Here is a 14644-nt window from a genome sequence, read left to right on the forward strand (position 1 = left end):
AACCACTTCTTGCGCTTACCATTTCAACCTGCCAGCTCTGCTGGATTGCGATTTGAACTTTCGACTTTATAGGATAGCCGTTTGCGCTAAAGCAGCAACGGCTATGCTAGTTGTTTCACCCAGTCGGTTGCCACTGCGACTACTATAGCGAGCATGGACAGCGTAGCCCAAAGGGCGGAGATAGCGCTTAGACTTCAGGGACAAGACCACTTCGCCTTGCGACTTTAGTCGCTTTAGAGCGAATGGATAACGAAGCGGAGCGGAGGTGTGACCTCATATCTTTGATGTGAGGTTGTACCCTAATATCAGTGGGAGAGAAAGAATCGCCCACTGATGAAGTAATCACTTCAAGACATAGACTTGATTATTAATTCATTTTTTTACGAGATTTTCAAATTCTTCTAGGCGCCTTTCAAAAAGCTGGAATGAACTTTCAAGATACTCTGCGGATGTCATGTCAACGCCCGCTTTAGCAATAACATCTAATGGATAAGCGGATGAACCTGCTTTAAGATAATTCAAATATTTTTCACGATTTTCTGTCGTTCCATGAACAATTTTTTCTGCAAGGTAGGTCGCGGCTGCAAACCCCGTAGAATATTGGAAAACGTAGAAATTATAGTAAAAATGTGGAATTCTTGCCCATTCATACTGAATCTCTAAATTTTCTTTTGCTTTCAAGCCGTAATATTTTTCATTTAATTTTCCATAAGTATCATTCATAAACTCACTCGTGAGAACTTGACCTTTAGCATCTGCTTCGTGAATCATCTGCTCAAACTCAGCAAATTGTGCTTGACGATAAACTGTTCCTCGGAAACTATCCAGCCAATGATTAAGTAAAGCAAAACGTTCTTTATCATCTTTTGTTTCATTGAGTAATGTTTCAGTCAAAATATTTTCATTTGTGGTTGAAGCAATTTCAGCTAAAAAGATCGGATAATCACCGTAAACATAAGGTTGATTTTCACGTGTAAATGTGCTGTGCATGGAATGCCCCATCTCATGTACCAGGGTAAACAGGTCATCCAATGTTTCTTGCCAGTTGAGCAACATGAAAGCATTTGTATCATAAGACCCACCTGAATAAGCGCCTGAACGTTTTCCTACATTTTCACATACATCAATCCAACGTTCGTCAAAAGCTCTTTTTACGCGTCTGGTATAATCTTCTCCAAAAATTGCTAGCACTTCTTGTGCTTTTTTTACCCCATCTTCATAGTTAAATTTATAGTCTAATGTTGATAATGGTGTATAGATATCATACATTTTTAAATCTGAAAGATTCAAGATTTCTTTGCGAAGTGAGATATAGCGGTGTAATAAAGGCAAATATTTATTGACTGTTTCGATAAGCACATCGTAGACTTTTTCTGGTACAAAATTTTCTGCCAAAGCTGCTTCACGTGCTGATGAGTAGCCCCGTACTTCTGCATTGAAGTTATGAACTTTCACATTAGTTTGTAAGGTTTTAGCATAAGTATGTTGATATTGTTCATAGTTACTATAGAGCGCTTTATAAGCATTTTCACGAACAATTCTATCCTTACTTTCCATAAGCGAAATATAGTTCCCATGAGTCAGCTGAATTTCTTCACCTGACTCATCTTTTACTTGTGGAAAGCGAACATCTGCATTATCAAACACTTCAAATGTTTCTGCACCACTACCAAAAATCTCTCCTGCGGATGCGAGAAGTTTTTCCACTTTTTGGCTCAAAATATGAGTTTTTTTGGTAAATAATCGTTCAAAATAATGTTGATATTTTTTTAATTGAGGCTCGTCTAATAATAATTTTTGATAATTTTCAGTTGTTAACGCTAGGAATTCTGGTTCATAGAAAGAAAATGCTTCACCGAATTTTGCGTAAAGTGTTGTGGCTTTTGCTTGATATTCTTGGTACTTTGCAGCTCTAGTGTCTTGGTCATTTTTCATGGAAGCGTAGACGTAGAGTTTTTCCACATCTTTTGAGATTGAAAGCATGGTCGCTGTTATCTCATGCAAAGTTACTGCGCTATCCAATAAATGTCCTGCAAAATCTGCTTCTGCCCCCTCAATGTTGCCTGTAACGCAATCTAACTCTTCTTCCCAAGCCTCATCTGTTGAAAAAATCGTTGTTAAATCCCAAGTTAATTGCTCTGGAATTTCAGTTCTTTCTTTAGCCATACCATCACTTACCTTTCTCAGTTTCTATGTCACTTTACTCCCGTTTTCCTAACGGAGAAGATACTACTTAAATCTTAACTTTTAAGCAGGACTAGATTTTTTTATTATAGCATTATCCACAATTTAATGTTCAGTTTCTGGAGCGATTATATTAGATTGATTTTGAAATGATTACTTCATTGGTGGGGAATTCTCTCTCCCACCAATGTTAGACATCAAAGATATGAGACCACCATGTCCTCGAAGTCTATCTCGCTTTGCTCCGCTGTCGATTTCGCTAAGTTGCTAAAGCAACAAGCTCAAATCGCAAGCGCTAAGCCCCTAGGGCAGTAGAACAAAAGCAGAGATTATCATTTCGCCTTATCGTTTTTGCCACTATCGTTTGCATACGAGTAGAGGACAGCGTGACAGCGTAGCAACCGAGTTGCGGAGATCGTTCAGAGAACGGCGTGCGAAGCACGTAGCACCATAGCGAGCATGGACAGCGAAGCAACGAAGTTGCGGAGATAGTGAAATCGACAGCGTAGCAAAGCGAAGATAGAGCGAATGAGTTCCTGTGGTGAGTCAACAGCGGAGTAGAGTGGAGATAGTGTTGCTAAGTTAAATCTAATCTCAAAAAGTGGAAGGTTTTTAGTTCATTTCGTATAGTTTAGAATTTCATCAAAAATAAATTTCCCAACACCACCTTCGTTGCAACTTAAAGTAGTTTTATGGCTTTTGTTTTTTACTGTATCAGATGCATTTGCTACCGCTACTGCTACATCAACTGTTTCAAACATTGTTAAATCATTTTCTCCATCACCTATTCCAAAGCTTAAGGCATGAGGTAATTTTTCAAGATAAGCGCGTATTGCAGCTCCTTTTGTGCTGAGAGGATTGACAATCTCAAGTGTTTTTATAAATGATGTGAAAACGTAAGTATCTTTGATAGTTAGTCTCTCTCTAAGGATTTCATGTTTTTTATCACTTGCTTCCATTAGCTCAATTTTTACGATTGTCCGCTCTGGATGTGCTTCGAAAAATCCAATGACATCTTCAACGTGATAACATTGCTCTTTGAAATACTCTGTTTTATAGTCCATCAACAGTTTTCCTTGATTTCCCATGAAGCTCAGGCTGTTACGGAGTTTTTGCAGATGCACCTCGTATTTTTCTACGGGTTGAATTACCACTTCAGTGTCAGTGTGGATAAAATAAAGGATATTTTCTTCATCCAAAATAGGTAAAAGAAGCCGCAAAGTATCTATTGATAAACAGTTGCTATAAGTCGGAAATTGCCCTCTTGCTTTAAAACCTGCGCCATTTCCAAAAATGACGTCACAATCTATCCCGATCTCTTGCTCCATCTGCTCAACAAGCCCAATCCCACGACCTGTTACAAATACAAAATGGTCACCTGCCTCTTGAAGTCTTTTTACTGCATCTATATTTATTTGAGGAACAGGTACACCTAAATCTTGAAAAGTTCCATCTACATCTGAAAAAACAATATTCATACTTTCTCCCACCTTTTCATCAAAACAAGTATCTTATGATTCCTTATGGACAAACGCTTTGCTTGATGTTGTAATTTTTAGTTGTAGCACTATAAAAAATAGACTATCCACTTGAATAATCTTTTCTATTTTGCCTTTGTTTCATTGTTAACTTCTTTTATTATAGCATAGAAACGAGGAGGATAGAGCTTGTTTTGCGGATTTTTTTTGAAATTTTCTAAAAAATTTTGATAGTAAGGCGTTATATTTTGTGTAATTTGTGTAAAATTTGCTGATGAAAACTTGTCAGTACTGACAGAAAGTAAATTGAGACCTGGCGGTGCAATGTAAGGCTTGTCAAAGTTTTCTGTCAGTAAATTTTTCCCTTGTTGATAATATTTTTCTTGAATTTCCAACCATTTTGTTGAGCGATGAAAGAGTTGTTGCCTTACAAAATGAGCAAGTCCTCTGTCAGTACTGACAGATAATGATAATGGAGCTTGTGCGGAAAAAGGGCGACGCAACTGTGCCAACAGTTCTCCATGACCAAATAATATTTCCTCTGTTAAATGTAAAATGTTGCCCCTCAAGTCCTGATGAATCAATGATTTTAATCTTAATTTTTTTCGTTCTAAATCAAGTTCCCAGAAATAAAATCCTCGATTTTCAGAAAAATACATCAAATTTTTTTGAAGTTCTGTCAGTTGATGACCCAGCCATAATTTCTTTCCCATTAGCCAAATCACAGAATAACCATGAGTTTGATAGTTTTCTGTTCGTTCTTTTAGGCGCTTGAGCGAAAGAGGGGAACATTGAACTTCTATTGCAATGTTATCATTGACCAACAAATCAGGGGTTTGATTTAGAGCCGGAAGGTACTTTTCTACTTCCACTTTTTCAGACTTTTTGAACCAACGATAGAGTAACTTTTTTAACGTTAAATGTTGTACAGACTCATTCTCAGTCCACGATTCACAATTTCGTAAAGTCTTGTGCGCAAAATGTGTAATTTTTATATTCCCGTTTTTCAAGACAACTTCTGTTTTGCAAACGGGGCAAAAATATTGTCCTGTCAGCTCTCCTGGAGAACTTTCCAATAAATTGACCAGTTTATTTTTTTCATCAATCGCTGTCAGCATACTACTATATACGAAAATACTGATAGATTGTCACAAAAAAAGCTGTCAGTATACTGACAGAATATTTTAGAATGGAATTCAATTGTTTTTCACCGTTTTTAACTTAGCAAGTGCGCGCTATCTCCGACCAATGAAGTAATCACTTCAATAAATGCGAACTCATTTCACATTATAATGTTGTATAAAAACGGCAAAAATAGCAAAAATGATGAAACTTCCGACAATGACGGCAACCCAAATCATATGTTTTTTCTTTTCAGAGTTGAGGACAGCAATAAATTCACGAATGAAGGCGGGAACGCGGTAATACATCGCCGTTTTTCCACCACGTCCTCCTTGCGCTTCTAAACCAATCTGAGCTGCAAATAAAGCAGCACGGAAGACATGATAATCTGAAGTGAAAAATAGAAATTTATCTTTCAAAAGTTTGTCAGAAAAAACTAAATTTTCGTAAGTTGTTCGAGATTGATTTTCTAGCAATGTGCGCTCAAATGGAAAGCCTAGCGTTTCAACGGCATATTTTTGCATGGCTTGTGCTTCTGAGATTTTCTCGTCCGGCCCTTGACCTCCTGAAAATACCAAAATCGTCTGTTCATCACGCACTGCATCTACAGCAGCGCGAATACGATTACCGAGCAGTTTTCCAACGTGCTCTCCCTGAATAAGCCCTGCACCAAGCACAACATAGTAAGGCGCTGTCATTTTTCTTACGCGCCTGCCATATACCCAACTTGATAAAAAGAAAATACCAAATTGCCAAGCCAAATAAATGGATAAAATGGGATAAACATAACTCAGAATTTGTAACCAAAGCCAACTTTCTGGTAGTTTCCCAACCGAAAGATAAAGAAAGTCAATACCAATAAAGAAAAGAACGACAATAGGCAACAATAAATTTGAAACAGATTTTGATTCTCTTCGCCACATTTTTATGGTCAAAACCACAATCGCAATAGGAATAACAAACCCTAACACCAGAGGAGCAATCGCAAACAAAACTGCTTCAATGAGGAGTAAGACAATGCCGATACTGTTTCGCTGCTCTGAAAATACAATAAACGAACCCAAAACACCGTTCAATGTTATCCACAGAAAAATAATATAAAAAAACGACAATCGTCCCAAGCGCAATGTTCTTAGATCTTTCAAACGCTTTATTTTCCACCAAAAAACGAAAGTGATACTCCCAAAAAATAACGTCAAAATTACGCCAATAATAAATAATCCAAAATCTTCCATGAGCATATTTTAACATATTTTTAGCCAAGCAAGCGTCTGCTAAATCCCTCCACCTCTTTTAGGTGGAGGAATAAGCAACACTAAGCTTTGCTTTCGTTCTGCTAACATCAGTGGGAGAGAAAGAATCTCCCACTGATGAAGTAATCACTTCAATCACTTCATGACAAAATTCTTTAAAAAATTACTGATAAGAAAATTATAAGTCAAAAAAATTCTGTCAGTATACTGACAGAATTTTCATAAGTAAACTTTTGAGCTTACAAAGCAGCTAAAACCGCAAAATTAATGATAAACAAGATAGCAACTACCCAAATAACAGGTTTTACTTCTTTCACTTTTCCATTGAACAGTTTAACAAAGATGAACGTGATAAATCCAGCGGCAATCCCGTAAGAGATTGAATATCCAAGTCCCATAAATACAGAAGCAAAGAAAGCAGGAATTGCTTCGCCAAGGTCGCTCCATTTAATTTCAGTAAATGAACTCAACATCATCATCCCAACAATGATAAGAATAGGTGCAGTCGCTTGAGAAGGTACAATCGCAAGAAGCGGTAAGAATAAGCTTGAAATAGCAAACATTACAGCTACCACAACTGAGGTCAAACCAGTACGTCCTCCTGCACCAATACCAGCGGCAGATTCAACATAAACTGTTGTATTTGATGTACCAAAGATTGCCCCAATTGGAGTTGCAATCATATCAGCAAACAAGGCTTTATCCATCTTAGATGAGAAACCATGACTATTTTCCATATCTTTAAGGTCTTCGTCTGTGAAGATACCCGTTGCACGACCCGTACCAATAAATGTACCGATTGGGTCAAAGATTGAAGTCAATGAAAAAGCAAGGACGGTCATCAAAACTTCAACAATACGTGAAGAATCAGAGAATAAAGTCCCAAAACCTTTAGGACCAAAAGCAGCACCAAATGTTGTTCCCATTTGATCAATGGCAGTTCCAAGATTATTTTGTGCAAACAACGTGTGCACATCAATCTTAACTACACCAGTCAAAATAGCAAGAATCGTTGTAACCAAGATAGAAAGTAAAATTCCTGCCTTCCATTTACGAAGAACGAAGAACATTGTTACAACAATCCCAACAAGTGCAATCAAGACACCAGGATTATTAAAAGTCACAAGTCCAGGCACAATTGATGAGTTAGCTGTAATCGTACCGTGTTCATTTGTATAAGTCCCAGGGTCAGCGATAAATTGCAAAATACCAGCATTTTTAATCCCAATATAAGCGATGAAAATACCAATCCCACCACCAATAGCGTGTTGCAAAGCCTCAGGAATACCAAGAATAATTGCTTTACGAATAGATGTAAACGTAATAATAATATTAATCACACCACAGATGAAAACCATAGCTAAAGCTTCTTGCCAAGTATATCCAAGACTCAATACAACCGTATAAGCAAAAAATGCGTTGAGTCCCATTCCTGGGGCAAGTGCATAAGGAACATTAGCGATAAATCCAATCGCGAGTGTACCAACAATAGAAGCCAAGATTGTTGCCAAGAATACCGCTTGTACGGGCATCCCTGTTGACCCCAAGATTTGTGGATTCACAAAGAGGATGTAGCTCATGGCAAAAAATGTCGTCAATCCAGCCATAATTTCACGGCCAACTGTAGTGCCGTTTTCTTCAAGTTTAAATAACTTGTTCACGAAAAATTTCTCCTTTTTAAAAGATGCGAAGTGGGTCTATTTGGAAGTTATGAAATATAAAAAACTATGGCTAATTCATCGTACAAAACACGAATGAACCGATGTTGCATTGCGAATTTCATGGCGCAAAACAGCAATATAACATGCCAATCGTAGTCATCACTAATAGAAGTGAGAAAAGTCTATTTTCACTAACTTTCTAGCCCGCTGAACTCAGTTATTCGCTAAAAAGTTGTATCCCACACGTTTTTGTGGCATACGTCATAAAATAAAAAATAACTATATTTCTATTCTAATCAGTTTTACTTAAGGAAACAAGATTTTTATTAGGAATTTTCTTTAAAAACATCTCAACGTTCGGAAATATCGAACATAATTAGTGAAAATTTTTTTAATGTTCGTTCCCTTACTCAAAACTCTTGAATCATCTAACAGTTTTCTAAGGAGAATTGAAAATAAATTAAGACACTTTTATTCAACCATTTTTTGTTTATTCTGTAACTTCAAAGTAAGAGCAGCCTATCTATGTTATAATGGATGAACGAATATAAATAAAGGATGGGGTATGGAAAATAAAGATAGAAAATTGATTGCTATTGACCTAGATGGAACAACTTTACAATCTGATGGTCACTCTATCAGTCGTTATACAAAATATGTATTTAAACGAATCGAAGCACTTGGACATATTATATGTATTACCACGGGACGCCCTTACCGAATGTCTTTAGATATCTATCGCGAACTTGAATTAAGCAGTCCAGTCATAAATTTTAATGGCGCACTCATTTCAATGCCCAACAATAGAGGATGGGAACATACAAAAGCTCACTATATTGACCGTTCTTTTGTCTTTGACCTATTAAGGCACCAACAAAATTTCAATCTCGATTTTTTTGCCGTTGAATATCGAAGAAAATTCTTCCTTAATACTTTCCGAAACGTTGATGCAAAGCTTTTTGGTGTAGAAAAATTTCAACCATACAATCGCTTACGTGCTGACCGTATCACTGATAATCCACACGCTGTGCTTATCTCTACTCGTCAAAAAGACAAAATAGCATTAGCAGAAGAAATGCGCAGACACTACAACGGAAAAATTGATGTTGGTGTTTGGGAGGCCCAAACGGTATCTTAGAAGTCGTTCCCAAAGGAATTAGTAAAGCTTCTGGATTAAAACACCTTCTTAAAGTTCTTGATATTCCTCTAGAAAATCTTATTGGTTTTGGAGATGAGCACAATGATATTGAGATGTTTAAACTTGCTAAAAATGCCTATGCAATGAAGAATGCCTCGAAACGTCTGACACCTTTTGCAACAGAAATCCTTCCTTGGACCAATGATGAAGACGGTGTTGCTCGTCAATTAGAAAAATTATTTTTAAAATAATTGAGTGATTGTAATTTTTAATAGACAATAAAATAAAATCATAGTAAAATAAACTTGTAAGCATAAAACCGTTTACAAGTTTTTCTATTATCTCAATGCTCTGCTTCTTTGGCTAATTTACAACTTTAAAGAGACTGAGCTCACCACAGAAAAAGGAGAAAACCGTTATGATTAAATTCTTACGTACTAATATTATCGCATCATGGATTCTCACAATCCTACGGATTTATATCGGTTGGCAATGGGTTGAAGCAGGTTGGGAAAAAATCCATACCTCTGGTGGTTTCCATGCTGAGGGAATGATTGCTGGTGCACTTAATCAAGGAACTTCTGAAAAGCCTTTTGCTTATCCCTGGTTTCATGATTTTCTAGCTTCAACAACAAACAATGGGCATAATGCTGGAATTTTTAATGTTCTGGTTCCTTGGGGAGAACTCCTCGTAGGACTTGGATTGATATTTGGAACTCTAACTCTTGCAGCTGCATTCTTTGGACTTCTGATGAATTTCACTTACTTACTTTCAGGCGTCGTTTCTACAAATCCAACTTTCGTAGTTATTCAATTTCTAATTCTTATTGCTGGATTCAATGCAGCTAAAATAGGTCTTGACTACTGGATTACCCCTTTCCTACGTAAGTATCTTCCATTTTTGAATAATGACATCAATACACGTAGAGTCAATTAATCTTTATATAAACAACATACTGTCAAAGTTTTTTGACAGTGCTTTATTTTGAAAAAACAGACTAATCATCCTATAATGTAAGGGAATACAAATAATAATATTATCTATTTTTTATAGATTTAATATATCTGAAGGAGAAATTAATGAAAGTTTCAATTTTCTCAACTTGCGTGATGGACTTAATGTTTCCTCAAGTCGGAATTGCAATGGTCGAAGTTTTAGAGCGTCTAGGAATAGATACTGATTTACCAGAACAACAAGTATGCTGTGGACAGCCAACTTATAATTCTGGATTAGTCAAAGAATCCATGCCCACAATCAAAAATCAGATTGATGCCTTTGAACACTCTGACTATGTTGTAGGCATCGCTGGTTCATGTTCTGGGATGTTTAAAGAATATCCTCATATGTTCAAAGAAGGTGACCCTTACAAACAAAAAGCAATTGATTTAGCAAATAAATCTTATGAATTTACACAATTTCTTTATCATGTCCTTGGTGTAAAAGACCTTGGGGCTACATTTAACGGTGAGAAGGCGACTTATCATCGTTCTTGCCACATGACGCGAATCCTTGGCGAACGTGAAGCACCTTTTATTTTATTGAATCATGTTGAAGGTCTTGAAATGCTACCGCTTCCTCACATTGAGAATTGCTGTGGTTTTGGCGGTACTTTCTCTGTCAAATCACCTGAAATTTCTGAAATGATGGTTACTGAAAAAATGAATGATGTTGTATCAACTGGTGCAGAAATCCTGATTTCAGCTGATTTAGGCTGTTTGATGAATATTGCTGGAAAATTTAATCGCGAAGGCAAAAAAATAAAAGTGATGCATATTGCTGAAGTATTAAATACTAATGTTGATTTGGAACGGATTGATTCTGTCACAAACCCAGTGTTTGCAAAGATTTAGGAGGAAAGGAGAATACGGAGAGCGCTGTTTTTTGAGTAATAATAGCTTAAAATACAGCGCTCAAAGTTTGATTAAAAATTATGGGACTTTCTACAAGTACAAAAACGTTTGCCGAACGTTTAGAAGATAGCAAAAAAGATAAATTTGCTCAAGCTGCTGTGGCTAGAGCACAAGATACTCAGTGGGAAAAAAGAGAATCTTCTCGTGAAGAACTTGGAAATTGGCAAGAATGGCGCAATATCGCAGAATCTATTCGACAACACACGCTAAAACATCTTCCTCACTATTTGACAGAGTTTTCAGACAATGTTGCTGCTCGTGGTGGCCATGTTTTCTTTGCAGCGGATGCCAAAGAAGCTAATGATTATGTGAAAAAAATTGTGTTAGAGAAAAATGCGAAAAAGATTGTAAAATCTAAATCTATGGTCACAACTGAGGTTGATATTGACCCGATGCTCGTTTCACTCTCTGATGATATGGATGTATTGGAAACTGACCTCGCAGAATTCATTTTGCAAGTCGCTGACTGGGATGAACCTTCTCATATCGTTTTTCCTGCTTTACATAAAAATCGCGATCAAATCCGTGAAATTTTTGCTGCAAAATTAGGCTATGAGGGAGATAATGACCCTGTTAATCTTGCACGTTGTGCGCGTGACACAATGCGCAAACTTTTTTTGAAATCTGAAGTGGGCATCACAGGTTGTAACTTTGCGATTGCCAATACGGGTGATATCAATTTATCAACTAACGAAGGAAATGCTGACTTGACTATTTCCATTCCCAAAACACAGATTGTCCTAATGGGAATGGAGAGGATTGTACCATCAATTAAGGAAGCTGAAATTCTGGATAATATGTTGGCACGTTCAGCTGTTGGACAAAAATTGACAACTTATGTGACTTTCGCTGGGCAAAAAGCGGATGATGAATCAGACGGTCCAGAAGATTTTCATGTCGTTATTCTAGACAATGGTCGTTCTAATGCAATTGGTACAGAATTTGAATCAATTTTGCAGTGTATTCGTTGCGGGGCTTGTTTAAATGTTTGTCCTGTTTATCGTCAAATCGGCGGACATACCTATGGTTCGATTTATCCTGGTCCTGTTGGCTCTGTACTCTCTCCTGTCCTCGGTGGTTATAAGCAATATGGTGATTTACCCTATGCTTCAACGCTTTGTGGGGCTTGCACAGAAACTTGTCCAGTCAAAATTCCACTGCACGAACTTTTGATTGCACATCGACGCGTCATGGAAGATGATCTTAAAATGCACCATGATGGTTCATTTGTTAATATAGAAATGAATGCTGTGGGTATGGGAACTGGCCATCCTGCAATGTTTGGCATGGCAATGAATATGGCTCATGCTGGACTTTCGATGTTGCCAAAGGCTAAAGAACTTACCGTCGAAGGCTCACTTTTTGAATACGGAGCTGTACGTAAAGCTCCAGCACTAGCAAAAGGTTGGACAGATGTACGAGATTTGCCTGTGGCACCGCCACATAAGGAACAATTCCGTCAGTGGTATAAGAAACATAAGGCAGGTAAATGAGATGACTGGAACTATTGAAAATCGTGAAAAATTTTTAGCAACTTTGCTAGAAAAACGTGGAGGTGTGGAACTTCCTTTTGAAGCTTATCAACCAATTTCTAACTTGCCCGAAACACACTTGGCTCATCTAACGACAGACGAATTGTTAGCTATTGCTAAAGACCAAGCAGCGCGTGTTTCTGCTAACTTAATAGAAACTACTGCTTCCAAGATGAATGAGGTCATTGCTGGATTGATTGAAAAATCTGGCGGAGGACAAGTCATGATTCCAACAACAGAGGAATTTGATCATTTTGGTATACAAGTAGAGTCCAACCAGCTTGTTCAGTGGAAGCTTGGTGTAGAGCATCGCGATGAAAATATCATGGCCGCTCAAAATTCAAATGTTGCTGTAGCTGTTGCTAAGTTTTTCCTCGCTGAATCTGCAACTATTGTTGTTGAATCTGAAGCTGGACAGGGTCGTTCATTGCATTTTTTACCAACACATTATATTTCTGTCATTCCTTTAAGTCGTATGGTGGCACGCTCAACGCAAGCAGCCAGTTGGTTTGAGCAAAATAAGAAACCTGGCTCAACCTTGCATTTCATCTCTGGTCCTTCTAATTCTGGAGATATTGAAATGCAACTCGTCGTTGGTCTTCATGGACCATTAGAAATTAATTATGTTATTGTAAAAGATTTATAATCATGAATATTTATGGAATTAACTCTGTCAGTGATTGATAGGGTTAGTTTTTTTGTCAGTATACTGACAGTCTTTATTTTTACTGACAAGGATATTGTTTTGGATTTCGTTCTTTCTTTTTTATAATTAAATTATAAAAACATTAGAAGGAGATTTTTATGATTAAATTTTTACGACATAGTCGGCTTGCTGCCGTTATCCTAACTGTCCTACGTGTTTTCATCGGCTATCAATGGATGAGCGCTGGTATAGGCAAACTGATGGCTGAGGAGAGTTTCTCTGCAAGTGGTTTAATTAATGGTGCTTTAAACAGTCCTACGGCTTATCCTTGGTTTCACAGCTTTCTTTCATTGACAACGGATAGTGGTGCAAACACGGCTTTCTTTGATTTTGTAGTTCCTTGGGGTCAAGTGATTGTTGGACTTGCTCTTATCTTAGGCGCTTATACTCTTTTTGTTGCTTCTGCGGGATTAATGATGAACATCGCTTTTATCTTGTCAGGCGTAATTTCTGAGAACCCAACTTTTATCTTGATTCAAGTCTTGATTTTAGTTGCTGGATACAATGCTGGTCGGTATGGACTTGATTATTGGATTACACCCATCGTCCGTAATATTTTTCCTTTTTTACATAATGATACTTTGCTTGAAAATGGATAAAATTAAAGCTGTCAGTATACTGACAGCCTTTTTGTTTGCTTATAAAAAACTCATGAGAAATTCTCATGAGTTTCTTTTAGTTACGGTTGTTTCCGCCTGCGATACCAAAGATACGAAGCAGGAAGAGGAACAAGTTAAGGAAGTCGAGATAGAGAGAAAGTGCCATTGATATTGCCCAACCATCATTGACTTGACCGTTATTTGCATTATAGACGCTGATAATTTTTTGATTATCCCAAGCAATCAAGCCAGAGAAAATAACAACCCCTGCGATACTTGTAAGGAACACCAGTCCTGAGCTTGCCAAAAACCAGTTGAGCACCATCGCTACAATCAGTCCCCAGACGGCAACTCCCATGACTTTACCCATAGCTGAAAGATTTCGCTTCGTCACGCGCCCATATACAGAGAGTCCTAAGAACATTGCTGCTGCGGTCACAAAGGCAAGGGTGATGTTTGTTGCAGTATACATGAGAAGTGTGAAACTAAGCAAGAATCCGAAGAAAGCAGCGAATCCGATGAATAGCGGAAGTGCCATCGGAGAGTTCTTCAGTGCAGCACGCTGCATCGGAAATACGAGAAAGAGTGGAACTAACCATAACAACAGAAAGGCAAGGCTACCGCTTTGCATAATAGAGATGAGATTATCCACAAAGAATGTAATCATAATCCATGAAACGAGTGCTGAAATCAGTACTCCAACTCCCATCAGCGCATAGATTTTACTGAAAAAAGCATTAAGTCCGTCTTTTTGTTGGTCAAAGATAATATTGTTATTGTCATTCATATTTTGCATTAAATTTGGCCTCCTTATTTTTAATTTAATTCTAATACTATTTTACCAAAAAATACATCATTTGTCATCAGACTTAAGTTGTATTTTTTACTATACCTAATTGTTGCCACTATTATAACTAATCCGCTGTGAAAAATAAAAGCTATATTAATTTTTATAACGCCATAGGGTCGAAATTTACAATCTCCTTAGTTTTTGATTTTGATGCATATTCTAGTCTTATAGTAAGTGTCAAAAATGATATGAAAAACAAAAAGCTGTCAG

At 37.3% G+C, this 14644-nt stretch carries 11 protein-coding genes and 1 pseudogene; 6 read left to right on the top strand and 6 right to left on the bottom strand.

Translation table 11 applies throughout. From position 1 onward, the window contains the following. Positions 1–372: 372 nt before the first annotated feature. The 5 genes from pepF to FLP15_RS11595 all read right to left on the bottom strand — a co-directional run bounded on the left by pepF (position 373) and on the right by FLP15_RS11595 (position 7698). A complete protein-coding gene (gene pepF, locus FLP15_RS11575; protein WP_142767237.1) occupies positions 373–2166 on the bottom strand; it encodes an oligoendopeptidase F in 1794 nt (597 codons plus the stop codon). Positions 2167–2801: 635 nt separating this feature from the next. Next, positions 2802–3662: an HAD-IIB family hydrolase gene (locus FLP15_RS11580; protein WP_142767238.1), complete on the bottom strand. Its 861-nt coding sequence runs from the start codon at positions 3660–3662 to the stop codon at positions 2802–2804. A gap of 125 nt (positions 3663–3787) precedes the next feature. Further along, positions 3788–4780 carry a competence protein CoiA gene (locus tag FLP15_RS11585; protein ID WP_142767239.1) on the bottom strand — a complete coding sequence of 331 codons (993 nt, stop codon included), beginning with the start codon at positions 4778–4780 and terminating at the stop codon, positions 3788–3790. Positions 4781–4939: 159 nt separating this feature from the next. Next, positions 4940–6019, bottom strand: coding sequence for a YdcF family protein (locus FLP15_RS11590; RefSeq protein WP_425351479.1), 1080 nt, complete (start codon positions 6017–6019; stop codon positions 4940–4942). Positions 6020–6276: 257 nt separating this feature from the next. Next, the gene (locus FLP15_RS11595) at positions 6277–7698 is read right to left on the bottom strand and encodes an NCS2 family permease (protein WP_142767241.1); all 1422 of its coding nucleotides are present in this window, start codon (positions 7696–7698) and stop codon (positions 6277–6279) included. 565 nt (positions 7699–8263) lie between these two features. Here FLP15_RS11595 and FLP15_RS11600 point away from each other — a divergent pair. From FLP15_RS11600 to FLP15_RS11625, 6 genes and pseudogenes are all read left to right on the top strand, one after another. Continuing rightward, positions 8264–9087, top strand: a pseudogene (locus FLP15_RS11600) (HAD family hydrolase). Between the two features lie 167 nt (positions 9088–9254). Then, positions 9255–9773: a DoxX family membrane protein gene (locus FLP15_RS11605; RefSeq protein ID WP_142767242.1), complete on the top strand. Its 519-nt coding sequence runs from the start codon at positions 9255–9257 to the stop codon at positions 9771–9773. A gap of 143 nt (positions 9774–9916) precedes the next feature. Further along, positions 9917–10687: a (Fe-S)-binding protein gene (locus FLP15_RS11610; protein WP_142767243.1), complete on the top strand. Its 771-nt coding sequence runs from the start codon at positions 9917–9919 to the stop codon at positions 10685–10687. An 80-nt stretch (positions 10688–10767) separates the two neighbouring features. Continuing rightward, positions 10768–12240, top strand: coding sequence for a LutB/LldF family L-lactate oxidation iron-sulfur protein (locus tag FLP15_RS11615; RefSeq protein ID WP_142767244.1), 1473 nt, complete (start codon positions 10768–10770; stop codon positions 12238–12240). A 1-nt stretch (position 12241) separates the two neighbouring features. Next, complete coding sequence (locus tag FLP15_RS11620) at positions 12242–12925, top strand: LutC/YkgG family protein (RefSeq protein ID WP_142767245.1); 684 nt, start codon at positions 12242–12244, stop codon at positions 12923–12925. A gap of 158 nt (positions 12926–13083) precedes the next feature. Further along, positions 13084–13584 carry a DoxX family protein gene (locus tag FLP15_RS11625; RefSeq protein ID WP_142767246.1) on the top strand — a complete coding sequence of 167 codons (501 nt, stop codon included), beginning with the start codon at positions 13084–13086 and terminating at the stop codon, positions 13582–13584. A 76-nt stretch (positions 13585–13660) separates the two neighbouring features. Here the strand turns inward: FLP15_RS11625 and FLP15_RS11630 are convergent, their stop codons facing one another. Then, on the bottom strand, positions 13661–14380 hold the full coding sequence (locus FLP15_RS11630) for a Bax inhibitor-1/YccA family protein (protein WP_142767247.1): 720 nt from the start codon (positions 14378–14380) through the stop codon (positions 13661–13663). Between the last annotated feature and the right edge of the window lie 264 nt (positions 14381–14644).

The organism is Lactococcus protaetiae (genome assembly GCF_006965445.1).
Taxonomy (GTDB): domain Bacteria; phylum Bacillota; class Bacilli; order Lactobacillales; family Streptococcaceae; genus Lactococcus; species Lactococcus protaetiae.

Bases quoted from the DNA above. Each gene is read 5' to 3' on its own strand.
- FLP15_RS11610 (WP_142767243.1), top strand. From the start codon at position 9,917: ATGAAAGTTTCAATTTTCTCAACTTGCGTGATGGACTTAATGTTTCCT.
- FLP15_RS11580 (WP_142767238.1), bottom strand. From the start codon at position 3,662: ATGAATATTGTTTTTTCAGATGTAGATGGAACTTTTCAAGATTTAGGT.
- FLP15_RS11605 (WP_142767242.1), top strand. From the start codon at position 9,255: ATGATTAAATTCTTACGTACTAATATTATCGCATCATGGATTCTCACA.
- FLP15_RS11615 (WP_142767244.1), top strand. From the start codon at position 10,768: ATGGGACTTTCTACAAGTACAAAAACGTTTGCCGAACGTTTAGAAGAT.
- FLP15_RS11625 (WP_142767246.1), top strand. From the start codon at position 13,084: ATGATTAAATTTTTACGACATAGTCGGCTTGCTGCCGTTATCCTAACT.
- pepF (WP_142767237.1), bottom strand. From the start codon at position 2,166: ATGGCTAAAGAAAGAACTGAAATTCCAGAGCAATTAACTTGGGATTTA.
- FLP15_RS11590 (WP_425351479.1), bottom strand. From the start codon at position 6,019: ATGGAAGATTTTGGATTATTTATTATTGGCGTAATTTTGACGTTATTT.
- FLP15_RS11585 (WP_142767239.1), bottom strand. From the start codon at position 4,780: ATGCTGACAGCGATTGATGAAAAAAATAAACTGGTCAATTTATTGGAA.
- FLP15_RS11630 (WP_142767247.1), bottom strand. From the start codon at position 14,380: ATGCAAAATATGAATGACAATAACAATATTATCTTTGACCAACAAAAA.
- FLP15_RS11620 (WP_142767245.1), top strand. From the start codon at position 12,242: ATGACTGGAACTATTGAAAATCGTGAAAAATTTTTAGCAACTTTGCTA.